We start from the raw sequence: 24,132 nt of genomic DNA, 5'->3' as shown, positions 1-24,132 counted from the left end.
AGGAATTATGAAACATTACGAAGATAATTTTGCACACAATAGCTTACCATCTCTGGAATTACAATCAGAATACACTTTTTTGGATTTACCTCAATTCCAACAATCTGAAATGCTAAATTGCGTAGATAGATTGTTGGACAGCCACATTCGCGAAGGTCGTGGAAACAATAGTTGCATTCGCACATTTGAAGAAACTTGGACATATCAAGATTTATTTGAAAAAGCAAATCAAATTGCACATGTTTTGGTGGATGATTTGGGTTTGAAATCAGGTAATCGCGTTTTGATTCGTTCGGCGAATAATCCGATGATGGTAGCGTGTTGGTTTGCTATTTTGAAAGCGGGCGGAATCGTTGTGGCTACCATGCCATTACTTCGTTCAAAAGAACTAACTACGATTATTGATTGTGCCGAAATTTCACATGTATTGTGTGATAAGGAATTGGAAGAAGAAATTCATTTAGTAAAATCGGATTTTCTGAAACAAACGTGTTTTTATGGGAATTCGCAATTGGAAGAATTAATGGCTTCTAAACCCAAAACTTTCGATAATTATCATTCCAAATCCGATTCAATTGCTTTAATTGGTTTCACTTCTGGAACAACGGGTTTACCTAAAATGACAGCGCATTATCACAAAGACATTTTGAATATATGTGAAGCATTTCCAAACTATTCTTTACAGCCAACACAAAATGATATTTTCACAGGAAGTCCGCCAATAGGATTTACTTTTGGTTTGGGTGGATTAGTGTTGTTTCCGATGTATTTCGGAGCTTCAACATTTCTAATTGAAAAACCAAGTCCAGATTTATTATTGAAAGCAATTCAAGATTTTAAAATTACGATTTGCTTCACCGCTCCTACTGCTTGGCGCATCATAACAACCAAAGTTCAAGATTACGATATTTCGAGTTTAAGAAAATGTGTATCTGCTGGCGAAACCTTGCCTTTAAAAGTCTGGCAAGATTGGTACGATGCTACAGGTTTAAAAATCATAGATGGAATCGGTGCTACCGAAATGTTGCATATTTTTATTTCATCTAATGAAGAAAATATGAAACCAGGCGCTACTGGAAAAGCGATTACGGGTTACGAAGCTAAAATCATAGACAAACAAGGAAACGAATTACCAAGAAACGAAGCCGGAAGACTAGCCGTTCGAGGAATTACAGGTTGTAAATACCTAAACCGAGAGGAAAAACAACGCGAATATGTAGAAAATGGTTGGAATATCACAGGAGATATTTTCCGTCAAGATGAAGAAGGCTATTTCCATTTTGTGGCACGTGGCGATGATATGATTATTTCTTCGGGCTATAATATTGCGGCAATTGAAGTAGAATCCGTACTTTTAACCCACGAAGATATTTTGGAATGTGCCGTTGTTGGTTTACCCGATGAAGAGCGAGGAATGCTAGTTTGTGCGCATATTGTGTTACATGACACATCTAAAGCGACAGATGTGATGAAGAATCGTATCCAACACTGGTTCAAAGAAGTAGCGGCCCCTTATAAATATCCAAGAGTGATTAATTTTGTGGAATGTTTACCAAAAACGGAGACAGGAAAAATACAACGATTTAAGCTGAAGTGATTAGTAAATAGTGAAAAGTAATTAGCAAAAAAAAGATAATCTTGTAATTCCGACGTAAGCAGGAATCTCATAATTTAGATAACAAACAAAATGAGTGAATTCATAAAACAAGAAAAAGTACGTTTCCAACATGTTGATTATGCTGGAATTGTCTTCTATCCAAGATTTTTAGAAATGCTAAATTGTTTAGTAGAAGATTGGTTTGAAGAAGCCTTAAATCGTCCTTTTTCAAAAATGCACGAAACCAATGGTATTCCAACGGTTGATTTGAAAATTCAATTTAAAAATGCCGCAAGATTGGGAGAAATCTTAACCAAAAAACTTTGGGTAAAAGAATTAAAAAACTCGTCAATACTCTGCGGATTTCAGTTTGTAAATGAATCAGAAAACACCGTTTTAGAAGGCGAAGTAACATTGGTAAACGTAGCTTTCAACCCAGAAAGAAACGGCATCAAAGCCGAACCTTTTACAGAAGAAATGAAGAATAAAATAAAGCAATACGAATTATAAAACTAGAAACACAGATTTAAGAAATTATATAAATTTTAAAAATTTCTCCAATCTGTGTTCCAAAAAAAAATTCACAAATGGAATTCAAAAAATTCAAAGCCGCAACCGTTCAAACGTCACCAGTATTTCTAAATGTAGAAAAAACAGTCGATAAAGCCATTTCTTTCATTAAAGAAGCGAGCAATAACGGAGCAAAATTAATCGCTTTTCCGGAGGTTTTTATCGCAGGATATCCTTATTGGAATTGGATTATGACGCCAGTTCAAGGCAGTAAATGGTATGAAGAATTATATAAAAATTCGGTTGATGTAGCCGGTCCAGAAATAAAAAAACTTTGCTTAGCTGCCAAAGATAATGACATTCATATCGTAATGGGAATCAACGAGCGCGGTAAAAGCTATGGCGAAATTTATAACACCAACTTAATCATCGACAACAAAGGCGTTATCGTTGGGAAACACAGAAAATTAGTCCCAACCTGGGCCGAAAAACTAACGTGGTCTTCAGGTGACGGTTCTTCGTTAAAAGTGTACAATACAGAAATTGGTCCCATAGGAACTTTAGCTTGTGGTGAAAACACAAATACTTTAGCGCGTTTTACGCTACTTTCTCAAGGCGAATTGATTCATATAGCGAATTACATTTCATTGCCAGTAGCGCCACCGGATTACGATATGGCAGAAGCAATTAAAATTCGTGCGGCTGCGCATTCGTTTGAAGGAAAATTGTTTACGATTGTATCATGTTCAACCGTTTCACAAGAAATCAAAGATGCTTTACGTGCTGATGTTCCAAATGTAGATGAATTATTGGATAGAAAAAGTTCGGCTTTCTCAGGATTTATTGGTCCAAATGGTGCTGTAATCGGACAACCACTTATCGATGAAGAAGGAATGGTGTATGCCGAAATAGATTTAGCAAAATGTATTCAACCGAAACAAATGCACGATATTTTAGGACATTACAACCGATTTGATATTTTTGATTTAAGAGTAAACACTGCTCCTACACGTAAGATTACCTTTATTGATAATCACGAGGAGTTTAATAAAGATAAATAATTGATGGCTGAGGCTCTCGAAGTCACTAATTAAAACATAAGATTATGGAAACAAATAATTTTTCAGACGACCAATACGGAAGAGCGCGAGTTCAAGATTCAGACGAACTAAAAGCCTATTATAAAGAGTTAGAAACGCTTGGCGCTGGAGCTTTATGGACGGTCGCTAATGATATCGAACCTTGGGAACCGCGTTCTTCTTCGGTTCCTATGTTATGGAAATATGATGATTTACGCGAATTAGTTCTAAAATCATCCGAATTAGTAACGCCAGAACAAGCTGGAAGACGCGTTGTATATTTGGTAAACGACAAACGTAAAGATGTTTCAGCAGCTGTGGGTTGGCTATATACTGGAATTCAAGTTACGCGTCCTGGTGAATTTACTTCGGCACACCGTCATCGTGCTTCGGCTTTACGTTTTATTATGGAAGGCGAAAAAGGTTATACGGTTGTAGATGGTAATAAAATCATGTTAGAAGTAAACGATTTTGTTATTACTCCTAATTTCACTTGGCACGAACATGGTGTAGAAGAAGGTGGGAAAACCTGCATTTGGCAAGATGGTTTAGATATTCCGTTGGTGAATGCTTTAGAAGCTAATGATTATGCAGTTTATGATGGTAAACAACCATTGATAGCACCCTTGAATTTTTCACCAATAACGTATGGTTGTGCAGGATTGATTCCAGCCGATAAAACTTGGGATAAACCTTATTCTCCACTATTCAAATATTCTTGGAAAAATGTGTATCCAGCCTTATTAGAAGCGCATAAAGTCAATGAAGTCAATCCGTTTGATGGCATTTTTATGCAATATTCGAATCCATTAACTGGTGGACACGTAATGCAAACTATGGGAGCTGCGATGCAATTATTACCAGCAGGATTCAAAGGAAAAGCACACAAACATACCGGTTCATTTGTGTACCAATGCGCCAAAGGAAAAGGCTACACGATCATCAACGGAAAACGTTTCGATTGGAAAGAGCGTGATATTTTCTGTGTTCCGAGTTGGGCTTGGCACGAACATCACAATTTATCCGAAACCGAAGATGCTTGCCTTTTCAATTTCAACGATTTACCAGTGATTGAAGGATTGGGATTATACCAAGGAAGAGAATTAACAGAAAACAACGGACATCAACAAATTCAATAACAACAAAAACTTTGCGAACTTTGCGTAAAACTTAGCGCTCTTTGCGGTTAAATAAAAAATATGAAACTACTTACCTATAAAACACAAGACACCGAGCCACGTTTAGGCTTTATTCATAATAACCAAGTTATCGATATGCAGGATTTTGGAGATGTTTCCAATTTCCCATTACCAAACGATATGTTAGAATTAATTGATATGGGATTTGAAATTATTCCAGAAATAACAGAAATGATTGCGGAAACACCTGAGAATTTCTTCGAAGAAATCGCTTATGAAATGAGCGAAGTAACCATTTTAGCCCCAATCGAAAAACCAAGAAAAAACATCATCGGAATTGGTTTAAATTATACAGAACACGTAGCCGAAAGTGCTCGTACATTAGACACAACTGGAAAACTTCCAACCAAACCGATTATCTTCTCAAAACCACCCACAACGGTTACAGCAACGAATACCGAAATCATTAAAAACACGAAGTTAACTTCGCAATTGGATTGGGAATGTGAATTAGCTGTGATTATTGGTAAAAAAGGAAAATATGTATCAAAATCAGACGCTTTAGATTATGTTTTTGGTTATACAGTGATTAACGATATTTCAGCACGTGATTGCCGTAGAGAAGGGCAGTGGATTGTTTCTAAAGGACAAGATACTTTTGCACCGATGGGACCAGTTATTGTTACGAAAGACGAAATCGAAAACCCACACAACTTGAATTTATCATTGAAAGTAAATGGTGTTGAAAAACAAAATTCGAATACCAAATTCATGCTTTTCAACATCAACGATTTGATTGAAGATTTAAGTACCGTTTTCACTTTAGAAGCAGGTGATATTATCGCAACAGGAACTCCAGCAGGCGTTGGCGCAGGTCGCGACCCACAAGAATGGATATATGATGGCGATGTAGTTGAGGCAACTGTGGAAGGGATTGGAACAATAACAAATACGATTAAAGAAATATAATAAAAGTATTCAGTCGCAGTTTTCAGTTTTCAGACTGTTGACTGAGACTGAGACTGTAAACTAATAAAAATGAAATACAGAATCGGCCAAATAGTTCCATCCTCAAACGTAACGATGGAAACCGAAATACCAGCAATCTTCCGCTCCCGTGAAACCATTCTACCTGAACGTTTTACCTTTCATAGCAGTAGAATGCGAATGAAAAAAGTGACTAAAGAAGAATTAGAAGCTATGGATGCTATGAGTTTAAAATGTGCGCAAGAATTATCTGATGCACATGTAGACGTAATGGGATACGCATGTTTAGTAGCAATTATGAGTATGGGACGTGGTTATCATTGTGTTTCGGAAGTAAATTTGCATCAAGAAACGGTGGCAAACGATTTTCCTACTCCAATTGTAACTTCCGCAGGAGCTTTAATCAATGGATTGAAAGTGTTAGGAGCTAAACAAATTTCGATTATTACACCTTATATGCGACCATTAACAGATATGGTTGTAGATTATATAGAAAATCAAGGAATTAAAGTAAAACAAAGTATCGCTTTAGAGATTCCTGATAACTTAGAAGTTGCCGCTCAAAATCCAATGAATCTTTTGGAAATCTATAAGCAATTAGATTTAACAGATGTTGATGTTTTAGTAGCTTCAGCTTGTGTGCAAATGCCATCACTAGAAGCAATCGATTTGATTCAGGCGGAATGTGGAATTCCAGTAACTTCTGCAGCGGTTTGTACTACTTATGAAATGATGAAAAAAATTGGTATTGAAGCTAAATCAGCAATCGGTGGTGAGTTGTTGAGTGGTAAGTATTGATTTTTTTGAAATTATGATAAATAAAAAAGCTACAACATCTATTGTTGTAGCTTTTTTGTTCTAATTATTGCTTAACATAATTATTTAAATTTTGAAATTCATTTGCTTTATATTTTGTAAAGCATTCGTATTGATAATTTTCGAGTTCTTAAAATTACCAATACATTCCTAAAATATTCCAGCTTGTTCCATCACTAATCAATTGAATCCAACCTATGTTAGAAGAAGTCATTGTTGATATATTCATAGTACCTGTTGGATTACTGTAAAAGCCATATATGCTATCAATACCATTACTCAATACATTTATAGATTGGTATAAACTAGTTGATGTACTTGTGATATAAATCATCTTACCAGATCCAGCTATACTAGCGCTTGGAAGTGTAATTGTAATTAACGAGTTACTAGTATTTTTTAAATATACATTATTTAAAATGTCACTAGAAGTGATAGTATAGTCAGTTGTTTTAGAAAGAAATGTAAATGCTGTAGGAACTCCTGATGGACCCATTGGACCTTGAGGACCCATCGGGCCAGTTGCTCCGTCTACACCATTTATTCCAGCAGGACCTTGAGGACCCATAGGGCCAGTAGCACCGTCTAAACCATCATTACCAGCGGGACCTTGTGGACCCATCGGACCAGTTGCACCATCTAAACCATCATTACCAGCAGGACCTTGAGGACCCATTGGACCAGTTGCACCGTCTAAACCATTAATACCGTCTACACCATTCAATCCAGCAGGACCTTGTGGACCCATTGGGCCAGTAGCACCGTCTAAACCATTAATACCGTCTACACCATTTATTCCAGCAGGACCTTGTGGACCCATTGGGCCTGTTGCTCCATCTAAACCGTTAATACCGTCTACACCATTTAATCCAGCAGGACCTTGAGGACCCATTGGGCCAGTTGCACCGTCTAAACCGTTAATACCATCTGTACCATTTAATCCAGCAGGACCTTGAGGACCCATTGGACCTGTTGCACCGTCTAAACCATTAATACCATCTGCACCATTCAATCCAGCAGGGCCTTGTGGGCCCATTGGGCCAGTTGCACCATCTAAACCGTTAATACCATCAGTACCATTTAATCCAGCAGGACCTTGAGGACCCATTGGACCAGTTGCACCATCTAAACCGTTAATACCATCTGTACCATTTAATCCAGCAGGACCTTGTGGACCCATTGGACCTGTTGCTCCATCTAAACCGTTAATACCGTCTACACCATTTAATCCAGCAGGACCTTGTGGACCCATTGGACCAGTTGCACCGTCTAAACCATTCAATCCAGCAGGACCTTGAGGACCCATCGGACCTGTTGCTCCATCTAAACCGTTAATACCGTCTACACCATTTAATCCAGCTGGACCTTGAGGACCCATCGGACCAGTTGCACCGTCTACACCATTCAATCCAGCAGGACCTTGAGGACCCATTGGGCCAGTTGCACCGTCTAAACCATTCAATCCAGCAGGACCTTGAGGACCCATCGGACCAGTAGCACCGTCTACACCATTCAATCCGGCAGGACCTTGTGGACCCATTGGGCCAGTTGTACCATCTAAACCGTTAATACCATCTGTACCATTTAATCCAGCAGGACCTTGTGGACCCATTGGACCTGTTGCACCATCTAAACCGTTAATACCGTCTACACCATTTAATCCAGCAGGACCTTGAGGACCCATCGGACCAGTTGCACCGTCTACACCATTCAATCCAGCAGGACCTTGAGGACCCATTGGGCCAGTTGCACCGTCTACACCATTCAATCCAGCAGGACCTTGAGGACCCATTGGGCCAGTTGCACCGTCTAAACCATTCAATCCAGCAGGACCTTGTGGACCCATTGCACCTGTTGCTCCATCTAAACCGTTAATACCGTCTACACCATTTAATCCAGCAGGACCTTGAGAACCCATTGGACCAGTTGCACCGTCTAAACCATTTATTCCAGCAGGGCCTTGTGGACCCATTGGACCTGTTGCTCCATCTAAACCGTTAATACCATCTGTACCATTTAATCCAGCAGGACCTTGTGGGCCAGGTATTGAACTCCCTGAATTTGCAGCATAAAGCGCATAAGGAACACTTAAAAATTGCGTTACTCCAACAATTGTATAATTTGTTCCTCCTGTTGGATCTGTTTCTGTTTTTATAAAATAAGGACCATTTGCCCAATTTATAGTGCCGTATGAACCAGAAATTGTACTTCCTCCACCAATTGCAAGAGTAACTAATCCATTTATATTTGAAGTAGGCGTTTGTGTCTCTTCATAGACTGCAGTTCCAATTGCCGAACCTTGTAAAATACTAATTTTCATTCCTACAGGTTGGTTTGTTATTAAGTTGTTGCTAGCATTTCTAATTACTGCTTGATAGCTCATATAATCTTGACTCTGAGCAAATGTTGCAACTGACATTAATAACAACATTGTTAAAATGTATATTTTTTTCATAAATAATGATTTTAAGGGTATTTATTTTTAACCTATTGTTTGATAATTTTGAAGGATTTAACCTCAATGTTGTTGTCTAAAACTTTTAATAAATAAACTGCCATCGGATATTGCTCCATTTGAATTGAAGTTGTGATAGAATCAATTTTTTTACTTTCCAATAATCTACCATTAAAATCAAATAATTGATAGTGAACAGCTTCAAAGTTAGATTCCTTTACTTCTAAATAAAGTAAATTGGTTGTTGGATTTGGATAAGCGGATAGTTCGAGACTAATATTAAAATTGTCATTTCCTGACAAAGTTTGAATTTCATAAGGCTGTTGAACACCTTCTGCTAGAGAACCAGTTGTTCCTACGGAAGTAGTATAGACTACTTGTCCTATAGAATAGCTTATATTTCCATTGCTACCCGAATTATTTCCTCCAGAAGTAACTATAGCTTCTTGAGCATAAATAGAGTAACAACTCAAAAAAGCGCCCATAAGAAGTAATTTTTTTTTCTTCATATCACTTGTTTATTAGTTGTTTTTATGAACATTATTTAAATTGAGAAATGAATAAAAAAGAAAGCATAAATTATTACAATCAATATTTAAACACTTATTAATTTGTTATAAAACTATGCTTATTTGAAAAAGTGAAGAAGTGTAAATTAGCTAGAGGGAGTACACAAGTATAAGTGTAGTCTGTGAAGGACAAGTGTGTTTTTTTAAAACAATGCCATCTTTTTTTAAATTTACAATACTTATGATTGTTGAAATTAGTTGGGTGTTATCTTAAAAGGAGAATTTATTTTTTAAAAAAGAAAAACCCCAAACGGTATTATCCATCTGAGGCATCTATATATATAAGGGGGGATTATCATGATTATTCTAGTATTTCTACTAGACTTTAAATACGATTTTGTTTTAAAGCGTCACAAATATATAAAAAAAAGTTATGATTTAAAAAAAAGTGCTGTAAATTTAAAAAAAAATAAAAAAATAATGAGAAACAGAATTTTAAATAATTGAAAATTAACAATTTACATTTTGATTAAAAATTAATTTTTTTTAAAAAATGCAACTTATAGTGTTAATTTTTTGTACGATTGAGTGTAATTCATTGAAAATTTGTAATTTGCATAAAATTAACAACAAAAAAAACAACCTATGAAAAAAACACTACTCCTATTTATTTCATTTTTGTTTGCATCAAATTTGGTCTCGGCTCAATGTGCTAGCCCAACGTTCCCAGGTGTAAATAACATAACGCAAGATTCTGCCGTCATTTTTTGGCAAGATTCTGCAACAACTTCAGCATGGAATATTGGAGTTTCATTAAATGGAGCTTCAGTAATGCAATATTATGCTACCTCTAATCCATTTGTGTTAACAGGACTTTCTTGTGGTAGTTATATTACTGTAGAAATTTCATCAATTTGTTCACCAACTGAATCTAGCGCACCAGTTACTATAACTTTTATGACAGCTACATGTAACCAGCCTGGACAACCTCAAAGTTTTTCAGCTTGTGTAGATGGTCCAAATCAAGCTTGTTTTAACTTAACAGATAATGATGCAAATTTAATGGGGACGTTAAACCCATCAGAACATGTTATTACTTATCACGTTTCAAATGACGATGCAAATAACAATGTAAATCCACTTTCATCACCTTATTGTGTTGGTTTAGGTGTAAACCAATCAGTATATTGTAGAATCACAAATACTACAAACGGAAGTTCTTATATTTCTGTATTTTTCTTACATGTTATAGGATATAGTTACAGCCAACCAGCATTAACACCAATGGAACAATGTGACCAAGATAATAATGGTGTAATTAGTTTTGATTTAACAACAGCACAAGCACAATTAAATACTACAAATACAATTAGTTATTATGCTTCTCAAGCTAATGCTGAGGCTGAGGTAAATCCAATAGCTAATCCAGCAACTTATACATTACCGGTACAACCAACTACAGTTCCTATCTATATCAGAGAAAGTATTGTTAATGGTTGTGATAGTATTTATACAATGAATTTAAGAACTTTTGCAAATTGTAATTTAGCATCGGTTTGTGGTCTAGCAAATTCTTTATGTGGTGCTTTAGGAAATCCTTTCCCAAATACAATTAACCTACCTTCAACAGGAGGTATGGGTTGTTTAGGTTCAACTCCAAATCCAACTTGGTTTTATTTACCTATAAGTACATCAGGAAGTATCAATTTAATGATTCAGCAAAGTACAGATCCTAATTTTGGTTTCAATAATTTAGACGTTGATTACGCTATTTTTGGGCCTTTTACAGATCCTGTAACTCCTTGTAATGGTCAAATTACTCCAAATACGATTGTTAGTTGTAGTTTTTCAGGAGCAGCTGTAGAATATCCTGTAATTCCTAACGCTGTGATGGGACAATATTATTTAATCATGGTAACTAATTATAGTAACCAATCAGGTTATATCAAAATCAATGATTTAGGTAATTCACAAGGAGCTATAGATTGTACTGGAATACGCTTAAATGCTTTCTTAGATACAAATGCAAATGGTGTTCAAGATAATGGTGAAAATAACTTCCCATTAGGACAATTTCATTACGAATTGAATAATAATGGAACTGTTCATAACGTGTCTTCACCTGCAGGAATTTATAATATTTATGAAACTAATCCTGCTAATTCGTACGATTTTAATTATACAGTGGATCCAGCCTATGCAGCTATGTATGGTATAACAACTTCAAGTTATAGTGATATAAGTGTAGTAGTAGGAGCAGGGATGACTACTTATAATTTCCCAATCACTGTAACTCAACCTTACAATGATATTGCCGTTACTATAATACCTGTTTCTTCACCAAGACCAGGGTTTACTTATATTAATAAAGTAGTATATGCAAATCTAGGAAATCAAACAGTTGGAGCGGGAACAGTTACTTTTACGAAAGATGCCAATGTAACGATAGCTTCAATTTCTCAAGCAGGAACCACAGCTACTCCAACAGGATTTACGTACGATTTTACAAATTTAATGCCTTTTGAAGCAAGAGAAATTACAGTTACAATGCAAGTGCCTACTATTCCTACGGTGAATGCAGGTCAATATTTAACAAATTTAGCTTCAATTGTTCCATTAGTAGGTGATATCGTACCAGAAAATAACGATAGTTCTCTAGCGCAAATGGTAATCAACGCCTATGACCCTAACGATAAAATGGAATCACACGGAGAAGAAATTCTGCACAGCTCATTCACTTCAGAAGATTATTTATATTATACTATTCGTTTCGAAAACACAGGTAATGCTAGTGCCATAAACGTTAGAGTGAATGATGTATTAGATGCAAAATTAGATGAATCTACAATTAAAATGGTTGACGCTAGCCATGCTTATGTTTTAGACCGTGTTGGTGCTAATTTAACATGGAATTTTGACGATATCATGTTGCCAGTTTCTGTAGCGAATACTACAATTGGAAAAGGATATGTAATGTTTAAAGTAAAACCAAAAGCAGGATATGCAGTAGGAGATATTATTCCAAATACAGCTTCTATCTACTTCGATTTCAATCCAGCTATTGTAACCAATACTTTCAATACCAAATTTGTTGCTGCTTTAGGAACTAACTCTTTTGATACTAATCAGTTTGCTTTTTATCCAAATCCAGCAAATGATTATGTAACGGTTACTGCAAACAACGCAATTCATACTATTAAATCTATTGTAATTTATGATTTATTAGGAAAAGTTGTAATGACCAAAGAAATTACAAATGCAAATGCTCAAACGGTTAACATAGCCGATTTGAATGCAGGTGTTTACATGATTGAAATTACTTCAAATAACAATACTAGAGTAATGAAAAAACTAATGGTAGAATAACCATAAGCTTACTAAATTTTAAAAACCGATTTCACTAAGAAATCGGTTTTTTTATTGACCAAGTTTTCATTCCGTTAATTCAAATATTTTATTAAATTTTCTTTTCAGGTTTCTATTTTGCCATTTTATGTTAAGTTTTGAAACGATTGAAATAAAAATTATGAATAAATTAAATATAAGATATACTTTCATTGACGGTTTTACTTGAAAATAAAATATAGAATTAAACATAATAAGTGCAATAATTGGAAAGTATTTTACCCAAACTAAGCGTAATTTGCCGACTGGTTCTAAACTATAATTTACAGTCAAACTTTTTTCAGTTTTTTCATAAGTTCCTTTCAGAAAATATAAACTTGGAACAAAACTAGAATTTTTTATAATTTCAAAAGTTGAGTTGTCAAATCTGCCATAAAAACATTTTGAATTGTCAGTAAATATTGAAAAGAAACCCAACGGAATTTTAAGTTTTGGCGAGCCAATTTTTGTATTATCTTTTAATCTATTTCTAAATTCAGTTATATCTATTTTCGACTTCATTTTAGGTTTTTTTTCTTCTTCTGCGGAAATATTGTCACCAACGTTCTGCGGCTTGCTCTCAGTGGCGTTACACCAACACCAAGCCATTACAAATATAACAAAACATTCCATTCAGTAGTGGATTTTCCGTAGGAAAATCCGGAAGTAGCCATTGAAGCAAACCGCTGTTACCAGTAAGTTTAATGTAAAGTTACAGTTTCATATTTTGATTGGCACCAATCGATAATTTCACCAGCTTTATTTAATTCAATAGTATAATATTTTCCGCTGTTTTGATATTTTTCGTGTACAATTACAAAAAATCTGTTTTCATATACTTTTGGATAATGAATAAATAACTTTGGAAAATTTCCACGATTAAATTTTCTGATTTTAAATTTCTTTTTGTCAATATTTGTTAAATCGAGATCCAATCTCATATCTTCAAATCTTCTCCAATATTTTGAATATTCTAACTTTTCAATATTTTTTCCATAATTTGGAAGCTTTGTCTTTAAGCATTCAGATGGGACATAATAAATTTCTTCACCAGAATCATAGTTAAGAGATTTAAACACAGTTATTTTCCTTTCAACAGGATACATTTCAAGAATAGTGTCTTTATAGAAATTAAAAGCCAATTGTTCGTAGAAAGGATATTCTGATTGTGAATAACAATTTACATTTATTAACAAGAAAAAAATAATTGTAAGTAAAATTCTATTGTTCATTTTATGCAGATTTTCAAAACTTACTGGTAACGTTTCGCGGCTTAAAAATTGTGGCGTTGAACCAACACCAAGCCATTACAAATATAACAAAACATTCCATTCAGCAGCGGATTTTCCGCAGGAAAATCCGGAAGTAGCCATTGAAGCAAACCGCTGTTATCTCTATAATAATTCTGCAAGTACCCTTTTGCACTTAAAGTACTGTATTTATTGACTTTATAAAAAATGCTAAAGCAAATTTAAGCATAAAAAAGCATCAAAATACTTGATTTGTTGTACCAATTGTTGTACCTTAGTACTCCGTTGCACTAGAATGAAACACTAGTAAAATCAATACTTTCACTCGTTTGCACCGCTTTACAAATATAGTACAACATTTCTAAAATTCTATAATTATGGCATCTATTAAATTAATACTACGCACCAACCAGAAAGATCAAACAGGTAAAAGCCCTTTGTACATTAGAATTATAAAAGATAGAAAAACGAAATTTATCACTGCCGGACTCAAACTTAAAGAAAGTGATTGGGATGAAGCAAAGCAGAGAGTAAAGAAAAGCTATCCTAATAGCGCGCGAATGAATGCTGCACTTGCTCAAAAAATTGCCGATGCGGAAGGACAAATTGCCGACATGGAGCGTAAAGTAAAAACCGTTTCCATTAAAAAACTAAAAGAAGCCATAAAAGGTAAAGAAGTACCAAATTTCTTCGAGTATTCCAGAAAACATTGTGAACGAATCAAAAACAACGTTTCCATTTCAACCTATAAAAATTACCATGCCTATTTAGATAAGTTCGAAAAATGGGTAGGAACCAAGGAGGTTTATTTTGATGACATTACAGTTTCATTATTAATGGACTATATGAGTTATCTAAGCAACGAATTAAAAAACGGAAATACAACACAACGTTATTCCATCATGATACTGGCAATTATGTTCAAAGAAGCTATCAAAGAAGATTTAATTCCGGAATACATGTATCCGTTTAGTAAGTTGAAATTAAAGAAAGACCCAAGCAGAAGACAGTTTTTAAAGAAAGAGCAATTCGAGGCGATTATCAATTATAAACTAGATGAAAAATCAAAAGCGAGTGTATATCGCGATATGTTTATCTTTTCAATTTTCGCTGGAGGATTACGATTCAGTGATGTATTAGAATTTCAAGTAAAACACTTCAATGAAGAAGAAAGAAGAATACAAAAAGTAATTCGCAAAACAGGAAGAATGCATCAGTTCAAGATTGGTCAGTTAGCATTGGACATCATCAATAAATACAAAAAGGAAAATGCAGAACAAGACGACTTTATATTCCCTGTAATCACAAATAAAGAGCTGTATTTAAAGAATGATGAATACCGTTATACTTTTATAGAAAGTGCCAATAAAGCAGCTAATTTTCAATTACAGCGCATTGCAAAGAAATTAGAAATTCCAGTAAAAGTAACGTTCCACATAAGCCGCCACACCTTTGCAACAAACGCATTAAACAATGGAATGAGAATTGAGCACGTTTCAAAACTAATGGACCACCGCGATATCAGCACAACCCAGGTATATGCTAAAATCATTTCGGAAGAATTAGACAAAGCGGTTGACAACTACATCTACTAAAACAGAACGAGAGTAATTACTTCAAAAAAATACTCTCGTTTTCTTTTTCGAAGGTAAATTTTACCATTTTTTACTCTCGAAATCCAAAACCCTAGCAATTACAAGCCCTCGCAATTTTGTTAAAAACTTGTACGAAAAACAACGCAAACAGGTACTGAATTTGTTCTAATTTTAGGCATCCCAAATAGTAAAAAACTTCCAAAATCATATTGAAATCAACTTGAAGTATACCTGAACTTCAAGCAACTATAACATTTCAAGTAGTGACATTGGAAAAAGTGTAACCAAATAACAAATAATGAACAAATTTAACACCGGCAAAAAACGTGAACTTGAAAGGGCAAAACATCAAAAAATCATTATTCTCAGAATGGAGAACCATCGACACAGCACAAAGTGCAGCTTCTATTTTTGACATTACGCACGACCAGGAACCCACACTGGAAAACTATTGTATTGCTTTACTCGAAAAAGTATTTACAATCCCACAATCCCAACTACCTGAATTCATTAACTACCAACTCCAACTTGCCCAAGACGGAAACACTTGGTTAAACAAGTTCGAAAAATTATTAGCCAACAATGAAGAACTATTCTTTAGCCAAAAGGCATTGAGTAGATTCAACAAATTGTACAACATCATCGAGAAAAAAAGAACAGAGCTGCAATCTTCGAGCGTAAAAGAAACCAAACAAGCAACTCCAAAAAGGTTAATCAATGCCGAATCAGAAGATCGTTATTTTTCGTTTTTTGAAATCAAACAACAGGTCGAAAAAATGGAATCGTTCAATGAAAAAATAATCTTTTTGAACGAAGAAATTTTCGAATACCGACAAGCCGACATCATTTCAATCAACAACAAGCTGCAAGCTTATGACCAGCAATGCGTACAATTCATCGAAAAATTACAAACGCTTCGCAAAATGCGTTCCGAAATTGAGAAGGAAAAAGAACTAGAACTGGAGAAAAAACTAACCACTAAAAAACTGAAATTCAACGGAAATCTAAACCAATTAGTAGATATATTCTACCAACTAAGTCGTGAACTATTTGTAGATGGAAAATCATTTATAGATGCTTCTAATGGCGAAATAGTAAATATGATTGTCAATAATTTTATCGACAAAGACAACAACGAAATAAGTCCCCAAACAGTCGAAACCATCCTCAAACCATCACGAGGCGATAAACGACCAAAGACCCATAAACGAATAGACCTCGACAATTTCCTCTAAAAAATAATAGTCCCTTGGGACCCGATTGGGACTAAGGGACTTTTTTTTACTTCACAATTTTGCTCCATAAACTTTTAAAAACTACGAAAATGGAAGCAATTATTTTAACAAAAGACCAGTACAACGAATTAATGGCAAAATTAGATGCAATTCAAAGCCAACTAAACGCCAAGCCAGACCCAAAGAAAGAAACCTTCTTAGACAATCAAGAGTTCATTATGCTGATGAAAGTCTCAAAACGCACCGCACAAACCTGGAGAGATGAAGGCAAAATTTCATTCAGTCAAGTAGGAAGTAAAATTTACTACAAACTTTCTGATGTTGAAAAACTACTACAAGAACACTACAACAAATCATTCAAAGGAAAATAGTATGAACCAGTGCAACGGAACATGTGAGGTATGTGACTGTAAAACAGGAACAACCACTAAGACTTTTCACTAATCACTAATCACTTTTCACTCAAACATGATAACAATCTTCAAAAACTTCAACGAAGTAATAGAACACAAAACAATTCCCGAAATCCTGCACGAAATCAAAACAGGAAAGTACAGACCAGGGATAACGTATTTGCGTAAATCATTAGCCGAAAACAAACTAGAAGCCTATGAAAAAGCCAAAAAATCATTGCCTGCATTCACTCCTTCAGGAAAATTTGTAGGTGGAAGAAAAATGGAATTTCTGGAAGCATACTCCAATTTCATAATCCTAGACATCGATAAATTAAGTCAAACCGATTTACAAAACGCAAAACATAAAGCCAACCAATCCGAATACACTTATGCAAGTTTCATAAGTCCATCAGGCAATGGATTAAAGATTTTAGTAAAAGTAAACACCACAAAAGAAGACCACAAAGAAACCTTTTTGGCCATCCAAAAACACTATGAAACCCTATTAAACCAAGAAATAGACAAATCCGGAAAAGACATAACCCGACTATGTTTCTACTCATTCGATGATAACCTCTATCATAACGAAGCTGCTAAAACCTTTGTCACAAAAGAGCAAAATGAAATGCTGTCATCCCGAGCGGAGTCGAGGGGCGAGATGCATTTGAATAATAATAACTCAAATCAATCTTGTCATGCTGAACTCGTTTCAGCATCTCAACTGCCAACTGCGACTGCGACTGCGACTAACAGCGAAGCCATCTACAACCACTGCGTTCGCTTCACCGAAAAAAAAGTGCAATACGCGACAGGTAGCCGAAACGTATTCGTACACCAACTCGCGTGCAACCTAAACCGAAAAGGCATATCATTAAACGAAGCACTAAGCTTCATACTAACAGACTTTGGCTATGACGAAAAAGAAGTAACACAAACCGTTCACAGCGCCTACGGAAACATTCACGAATTTGGAAAAGATGAAAATTTTGAAAAGAACAGAAACACTAAAAACAACACAAAAAAATCAGACAATCAAAACCTGTCACCTCGAGCGGAGTCGAGAGGCGACTTCTATGAGGACGAAGAAGAAGAAAAAACGAGAATAACACCAATCGACAAACTAGAAAATTTTCTAACCTCTCGATACAATTTCCGTCACAACATAGTATCAGGTAAACTAGAATATCAACAGCTTTCAAGCTCCTCCCTTTCGGGGAGGTCGGGTGGGGCTAAAAAGAAATGGCATGTAATGAACGACTTTATAGAAAACTCTATGCTTCGCGAATGTTTAAAAGGAAGAATAAAAACAAACCTTTCTTCGTTGCGAAACCTATTGTATTCCGATTTCTGTGAATTATACAATCCGTTCGAAGATTACTTTTTCAATCTACCATCGTATGATGAAAAAACAGACTATATTTTAGAATTGGCAAACACCATAACCACCACAAAACAAGACCTTTGGCAAGAGTGTTTTAAAAAATGGATTGTAGCAATGGTGGGTTGTGTATTGGATGACAAAGTTATCAATCACACGGTAATTGTATTCAGTGGAAAACAAGGATTAGGGAAAACCACTTGGGTAGAAAAACTAGTGCCTAGAAAATTAAAAGAGTATTTGTTCTCTGGAACCATAAACCCAAACAACAAAGACACTTTAGTGCAGCTTTCAGAATGTATGTTAATCAACCTGGACGAATTAGAAAACCTAAACCGTTCCGAAATTGGAAGCTTAAAAGAAATCATCACAAAGACACAAATCAGAATGAGAAAAGCCTACGGACATAACAACGAAACCATGCCAAGACGCGCATCATTTGCCGGAAGTGTCAACACAGCACAATTCTTAAACGACAGTACAGGAAGCAGACGATTCCTTTGTTTTGAAGTAGAAAACATCCAATACCAACACGAAATCAATATTGACAATGTATTATCACAAGCCTTATATTTATTCAAATCAGGATTCAGACATTGGTTCGACCAAGAAGAAATCAAAAACATCACCGAAAACAACGAACAATACCAACTACGAAGCCCAGAAGAAGAATTGCTTTTAACATGGTTTGAACCTTGCGATAGAGAAAATGCCACGCATTATTTAAACGCCTCACAGATAGCAGCTAAACTAGCCGAAAGAGCAAAAATAACCATCACCGACGGAACAATAAACAAAATCGGAAAAGCTTTAAAAAAACACAATTTCACAAGACTAATGCGAAAAGGAAGTCCAGTCTACGCAGTAAAAGAATTTACCTACGAAGAAGTAGATCAAACCAACAGACAATCCGAAATATAAACCCAAAATTATCATAAGTGGGTATCCCAAAAATAGAATGCTTGTCAAACTGAACTTGTTTCAGTTTCTCCAAAACTGATAAAAATGAATTTGGAAAGACAAAGAAATTCTCGTTAGGATATCCACTTTTTTTTCTGCCAACTGACCACAGACCACAGACCACTCCAAAGAGGGTGTAAGGGGTGTAAGCAAATTTCCACACAAACATTTTGTATTTTTTTACTTTTCAAATTTTCTAGCAACATCGGCATATTCAAAAGCAAATCAATAAAGGACTAAGTGTAGTTTGCACCCATTTCCTCAAATAAATCCGTTTTTTTTATTTCAGAAAAAATAAAAATCTTTTACTCGTTTTTTCCCTACACCCTACACCCTGCGGTATTTTGCAGTATTTTTCATCATTTTTAACTGAAATACGGATTTCCTCATTTTGGTTTCGGTACGTTTTTTATATATTTACGAATTATATTTTTTTTAATTTTCTCTAAGCACTTAAACAAACAATTAATGGACAAACTAATTCAAAATTTCTCTATAAAATCGGTTACAGATTTCTTCAAAAGTAAAATAGCTGCTTTTTCTCCAAACAGTGAAAACCTTGATTACATAATAGAGGGTAATGATTTTATAAACTTTTCTAACCTTCAGAAAGTAGGAGAAGTTGCTTTTAACAATTCAGACGAATTAATTGTATTTACATGTAAATTTAACGGTTTACTATCGGAGCGTTCCTCAAAAAAACGTCAGTTTGAAATTGCTAAAAAAGTCCTGAAAGAAGATTTTAAAGATGGCGCTATCTTCATTTTCTATGATGAAAACAATTGTTTCCGTTTTTCATTCATTAGAAAAAATTATGGTAATAAAGAACAAAAGTTTACGAACTGGAAACGTTACACCTACTTTGTCGACCCGTCAAAAACGAATAAAACATTTAAAAACAGAATCAACGGTTGTAATTTTAGTTCGTTAGAAGATATTCAAGAGGCATTTAGTGTTGAAAAATTAAACAAAAAATTCTACGAGGAAATTGCAACGGCTTTCTACAGTCTTATTGGTGGTAAAGTAAACATCAACAAAAAAGAACAATCTTTTGATGCATGTTTAAAACTTCCATCTACACCTGTAGAAAACAGAAAAGTATATCAAGAATTCGCAGTTCGATTAATTGGTAGAACTATATTTTGTTGGTTTCTAAAAAACAAGAAATCAGATAGCGGTATTCCACTAATTCCCGAAGAATGGCTTTCGTCAAATATGGTAGCAAGTGTCAATAATGACCAACACAACTACTACCATGCTATTTTAGAAAAATTATTCTTCTTGGTCTTGAACAAAAAAGTGGAAGACAGAAAACCTTATGTTTTACCTAATAAACACGAACTAGTTCCATTTTTAAATGGAGGTTTATTTGAAGCACAAGATGATGACTTTTTCGCAAAAGATAGCAAAGGAATACATCAGATTAATTTTGCTCTAAATATTCCAAATGATTGGTTTTTAAAGTTTTTCGAAACGCTAGAACAATACAACTTCACTATTGATGAAAACAGTATTAACGATTTTGAGGTAAGTATCGACCCTGAAATGCTAGGTACCATTTTCGAAAATCTATTGGCAGAGATTGACCCAGATACCGAGAAAAGTGCTCGTAAATCTACAGGAAGTTTCTATACACCACGAGAGATTGTAGATTATATGGTAGAGCAATCATTATTGCAATACATTAAAACCAAAACCAATATCGAAGACGAAGAGCAATTAGAAATATTGTTAAAAGACGATGCAGAAAATCCTTTTAACAACAAACAAACTGTTGCCATATTGGAAGCTTTAAGCGAAGTTAAAATATTAGATCCAGCTTGTGGTTCAGGTGCTTTCCCTATGGGAGTTTTGCATAAAATTATAGCCTTATTAAAAAAATTAGATAAAGGTGCCGTTTGGTGGAAAGCAAAACAAGTAGAAAAAGCAGCTAAAGTATTAGATTCAAAATATTTGAATGATTTTAAAGAAAAAATTGAAAATTCAAATAGTGATTATGCCCGTAAATTAGGGGTGATACAGCACTCTATCTATGGAGTGGACATACAACCTATTGCAGCTGAAATTTCAAAACTAAGAAGTTTCCTTTCGTTGATTATTGATGAAAATATTGATGACAAAGCAGACAATAGAGGAATTGAACCACTGCCGAATCTAGAATTTAAGTTTGTAACTGCCAATACCTTAATAGGTTTAGACGAAGGTAAAAAAGAGGGTATGATGGCTTTTGATTTTGGAGAAACTACCGATTTACAAAACCAACTGCAACAATTAAGAAACACTTATTTACAAGCCAGCCCTCAGGAAAAAGAAAATTTAAAACAACAATTTGAGAAACTACAAACGCAAATTTATAAAAACGAACTCAAAGCTGGCGGGCAAAACAAACGTGCACAACAATTAGCAGCTTGGAAACCTTTCAGTAACGAAAGCTCTGCTTGGTTTGACCCCGACTGGATGTTTGGGGTAGAAAAATTCGATGTGGTAATTGGGAATCCGCCTTATGGTAGTATTATTAAAACTGGTAAAGAATATTTTAATAATAATTATAAATGTGTTGAAGGTAAGCATGAAATTTATAAATACTTTATAGAAAAAGGATTATCATTTTTAAACACTAATGGTATTAATTCCTACATAGTTCCTGATACGTGGACAGGATTAGGTTATTTTAAAAAATTAAGAAAATTAATTTTTGAAAAATATAATCTTGTTTCAATTTCAAAAACATTATATAAAGTATTCGAAATGGCAATGGTTGATACCAATATTTTCTTTATTCAAAATAAAAAAAATACAAATGATGAATACTTCCTTGTAAGCGGTGACTTGATTGAAAAAGAGAAAAGATTACTTGAACTTAACGATGAATTTGTACTCAACATTAAAGAAAACAATAGTGTAATTAAAAAAATTGATATTGTAATTTCAACTCTAGATGATTTTACAGAAATATGGCAAGGTTTGATTGCTTATGGGAAAAAGAACCAACCTCGTAGTTTTTCTTCAGAAAATAAAGAAACAGAATTCCATAGAAAATTGCTTTATGGAAAGAATGTATCAAAGTATTTTATTGAATGGGGTGGTGAATATTTAAAATATGGTGAATGGCTTCATAGACCAAGACCTAGTTACATTTTTGATAATGAAAAAATTCTAGTTCAACGAATAAGAAACCCTCAACTTAAACAAAGATTAGTCTGTGCATTTGATGATCAAAAATTCATAAATGGGACTGGAATGTCTAATATACTTTTAAAAGAGAATGTTAAAGATTTATCTTTAAAATACATTCTAGCTATTTTAAACTCAAAACTAATTAACTATTGGTTCTCGTATTATTTCAATGATGTCAATATTAAACCTGAGCAATTACGAAAGATACCAATTGTTAAATGTAGTACCAGTGTTCAAAAAATATTTGAGAATTTAATATCAGAAATTGATTTACTGATAGTAAATAAATTAGAGATAAATGAAACTGCAAACCAAATCGACCTCATGGTTTACAAACTCTACGAGTTGAGTTATGCTGAAGTTTTAGTAGTAGATCCAGAGTTTGGGTTAAGCGAGGAAGAGTATAACAGCTATGTTTATTAAAATTGTGAATAAAATCACTAAAAATAATCTAAACCAAAAGACCAGTAAAATAAGGGTTTTTCAACAATAACACAATATGTTTCCCTCATTCATGAGGGGAACATCAAAAAGTTATCAACAATAATTGTTTTTTTAAATAATTTTTAGTAATAAAATTGTTGTGTTGTAACAAAAGAAGAGAAAGAATAGAGCTCAGTTTTGTAGCAGGTGCTAGTAAAATAAAACAAAAAAGTCAGAAAATGAAAGATTTAACCGTTTCAAATATTGACCGTCAAAACATTCTAAATAACTATATAGTCATAATGCAATTACAAGACTATGTAGGTATACCGGGTATGTATTTTAAAGAACAATATGTATTCACAAAACAGCAAATTGCAGAATTTTATCAAATAGATGTTGTAACAATAGAACGCTACTTAGAAAATAATGAAAAAGAGCTAAAGCATAACGGTTATAATGTATTAAAGGGTAAATCATTAAAAGAATTCAAAGAAGAATTTGGTCATATTCTAAACTTGTCTAGCAGAACTCCACAGCTAGGGGTGTTTAATTTTAGATCGTTTTTAAACATCGGAATGCTTTTAGTTGAAAGCGATATGGCAAAAGCTTTAAGAAGTAAAATGCTTGATATTGTAATAGATAGTTTAAACCAAAAAACAGGAGGTTCTACAAAATACATCAACCAACGAGATGAAGACTTTTTTAATACAATATTAAAAGAACCTCATTATCGTAAAGAATTTACAAATGCCTTAAAAGAATATTTAGACTTAGGTCCTTTCAAATACTCATACTACACAGATAAAATTTATCAATGTGTTTTTAAAGAAAAAGCAGACGAGTATAAAAGAGTTTTAAAATTAGAAGCAAATGAAAACGTAAGAGACACCATGTATGCTGAAGTTTTAAAATTAATAGCTTCTTTTGAAAATGGTTTAGCACACGAAATGAAATCATTGTCGTTAAAGTATAATAGAAAATTGGCTAAGGCAGAAATGGATAATCTTCTTGAAAACTTTGCAGAACATCCATTATTTACACCATTAATCAACGATGCAAGAACAAAAATGGCTACAAGAGATTATGGTTTCAGGCAAGTTTTACATGAAAATCTTGAACAATATATAGATAGTGTTTCAAAAACAGACTTTGATAGGTTCTTAGGTGAAAAAAGCAAAACTCTTGAAGAAAGAATTGATGAAAACATAGATGTGTTCAAAAGATTAAAAGACAGATAGGG

At 34.3% G+C, this 24,132-nt stretch carries 17 protein-coding genes; 13 read left to right on the top strand and 4 right to left on the bottom strand.

Features of this window, described 5'->3' with window-relative positions:
* Positions 1 to 7: 7 nt before the first annotated feature.
* The 6 genes from G4L40_RS03205 (at position 8) to G4L40_RS03180 (ending at position 6,110) form a co-directional block, all read left to right on the top strand.
* A complete protein-coding gene (locus tag G4L40_RS03205) occupies positions 8 to 1,597 on the top strand; it encodes an AMP-binding protein (RefSeq protein ID WP_166235721.1) in 1,590 nt (529 codons plus the stop codon).
* A 90-nt stretch (positions 1,598 to 1,687) separates the two neighbouring features.
* On the top strand, positions 1,688 to 2,107 hold the full coding sequence (locus G4L40_RS03200; RefSeq protein ID WP_166235720.1) for an acyl-CoA thioesterase: 420 nt from the start codon (positions 1,688 to 1,690) through the stop codon (positions 2,105 to 2,107).
* A gap of 77 nt (positions 2,108 to 2,184) precedes the next feature.
* Positions 2,185 to 3,168 carry a carbon-nitrogen hydrolase family protein gene (locus tag G4L40_RS03195; protein WP_166235719.1) on the top strand — a complete coding sequence of 328 codons (984 nt, stop codon included), beginning with the start codon at positions 2,185 to 2,187 and terminating at the stop codon, positions 3,166 to 3,168.
* A gap of 44 nt (positions 3,169 to 3,212) precedes the next feature.
* Positions 3,213 to 4,325 carry a cupin domain-containing protein gene (locus G4L40_RS03190; protein WP_166235718.1) on the top strand — a complete coding sequence of 371 codons (1,113 nt, stop codon included), beginning with the start codon at positions 3,213 to 3,215 and terminating at the stop codon, positions 4,323 to 4,325.
* Between the two features lie 60 nt (positions 4,326 to 4,385).
* On the top strand, positions 4,386 to 5,294 hold the full coding sequence (locus G4L40_RS03185) for a fumarylacetoacetate hydrolase family protein (protein WP_166235717.1): 909 nt from the start codon (positions 4,386 to 4,388) through the stop codon (positions 5,292 to 5,294).
* Positions 5,295 to 5,363: 69 nt separating this feature from the next.
* Complete coding sequence (locus G4L40_RS03180) at positions 5,364 to 6,110, top strand: maleate cis-trans isomerase family protein (protein WP_316044629.1); 747 nt, start codon at positions 5,364 to 5,366, stop codon at positions 6,108 to 6,110.
* A gap of 154 nt (positions 6,111 to 6,264) precedes the next feature.
* Here G4L40_RS03180 and G4L40_RS03175 read toward each other — a convergent pair whose 3' ends face one another.
* Positions 6,265 to 8,583, bottom strand: a complete 2,319-nt coding sequence (locus tag G4L40_RS03175) for a collagen-like protein (protein WP_166235716.1) — start codon at positions 8,581 to 8,583, stop codon at positions 6,265 to 6,267.
* Between the two features lie 32 nt (positions 8,584 to 8,615).
* Positions 8,616 to 9,092 (bottom strand): T9SS type A sorting domain-containing protein, encoded by a 477-nt coding sequence (locus G4L40_RS03170; RefSeq protein ID WP_166235715.1) that lies wholly within the window; start codon positions 9,090 to 9,092, stop codon positions 8,616 to 8,618.
* A gap of 645 nt (positions 9,093 to 9,737) precedes the next feature.
* Between G4L40_RS03170 and G4L40_RS03165 the strand changes: the two genes are divergently transcribed.
* Positions 9,738 to 12,458 (top strand): T9SS type A sorting domain-containing protein, encoded by a 2,721-nt coding sequence (locus tag G4L40_RS03165; RefSeq protein WP_166235714.1) that lies wholly within the window; start codon positions 9,738 to 9,740, stop codon positions 12,456 to 12,458.
* Positions 12,459 to 12,524: 66 nt separating this feature from the next.
* Here G4L40_RS03165 and G4L40_RS03160 read toward each other — a convergent pair whose 3' ends face one another.
* Both G4L40_RS03160 and G4L40_RS03155 read right to left on the bottom strand, forming a co-directional pair.
* Positions 12,525 to 13,109 carry a hypothetical protein gene (locus G4L40_RS03160; RefSeq protein ID WP_166235713.1) on the bottom strand — a complete coding sequence of 195 codons (585 nt, stop codon included), beginning with the start codon at positions 13,107 to 13,109 and terminating at the stop codon, positions 12,525 to 12,527.
* A gap of 68 nt (positions 13,110 to 13,177) precedes the next feature.
* Positions 13,178 to 13,708: a hypothetical protein gene (locus G4L40_RS03155; protein WP_166235712.1), complete on the bottom strand. Its 531-nt coding sequence runs from the start codon at positions 13,706 to 13,708 to the stop codon at positions 13,178 to 13,180.
* 395 nt (positions 13,709 to 14,103) lie between these two features.
* On the opposite strand from G4L40_RS03155, the gene G4L40_RS03150 reads away from it, so the two are divergent.
* The 6 genes from G4L40_RS03150 (at position 14,104) to G4L40_RS03125 (ending at position 24,130) form a co-directional block, all read left to right on the top strand.
* Complete coding sequence (locus tag G4L40_RS03150; protein ID WP_166235711.1) at positions 14,104 to 15,321, top strand: site-specific integrase; 1,218 nt, start codon at positions 14,104 to 14,106, stop codon at positions 15,319 to 15,321.
* A gap of 332 nt (positions 15,322 to 15,653) precedes the next feature.
* Positions 15,654 to 16,556 (top strand): hypothetical protein, encoded by a 903-nt coding sequence (locus tag G4L40_RS03145; RefSeq protein ID WP_166235710.1) that lies wholly within the window; start codon positions 15,654 to 15,656, stop codon positions 16,554 to 16,556.
* An 89-nt stretch (positions 16,557 to 16,645) separates the two neighbouring features.
* Positions 16,646 to 16,927, top strand: coding sequence for a helix-turn-helix domain-containing protein (locus tag G4L40_RS03140; RefSeq protein ID WP_166235709.1), 282 nt, complete (start codon positions 16,646 to 16,648; stop codon positions 16,925 to 16,927).
* A gap of 97 nt (positions 16,928 to 17,024) precedes the next feature.
* Positions 17,025 to 19,250, top strand: coding sequence for a VapE domain-containing protein (locus tag G4L40_RS03135; protein WP_166235708.1), 2,226 nt, complete (start codon positions 17,025 to 17,027; stop codon positions 19,248 to 19,250).
* 507 nt (positions 19,251 to 19,757) lie between these two features.
* Positions 19,758 to 22,889, top strand: a complete 3,132-nt coding sequence (locus G4L40_RS03130) for an Eco57I restriction-modification methylase domain-containing protein (protein ID WP_166235707.1) — start codon at positions 19,758 to 19,760, stop codon at positions 22,887 to 22,889.
* Between the two features lie 239 nt (positions 22,890 to 23,128).
* Positions 23,129 to 24,130: a DNA-binding protein gene (locus G4L40_RS03125; RefSeq protein WP_166235706.1), complete on the top strand. Its 1,002-nt coding sequence runs from the start codon at positions 23,129 to 23,131 to the stop codon at positions 24,128 to 24,130.
* Positions 24,131 to 24,132: the final 2 nt, after the last annotated feature.

Source organism: Flavobacterium celericrescens (genome assembly GCF_011392075.1).
Taxonomy (GTDB): domain Bacteria; phylum Bacteroidota; class Bacteroidia; order Flavobacteriales; family Flavobacteriaceae; genus Flavobacterium; species Flavobacterium celericrescens.
This window is presented reverse-complemented; position numbering and strand designations above follow the sequence as displayed.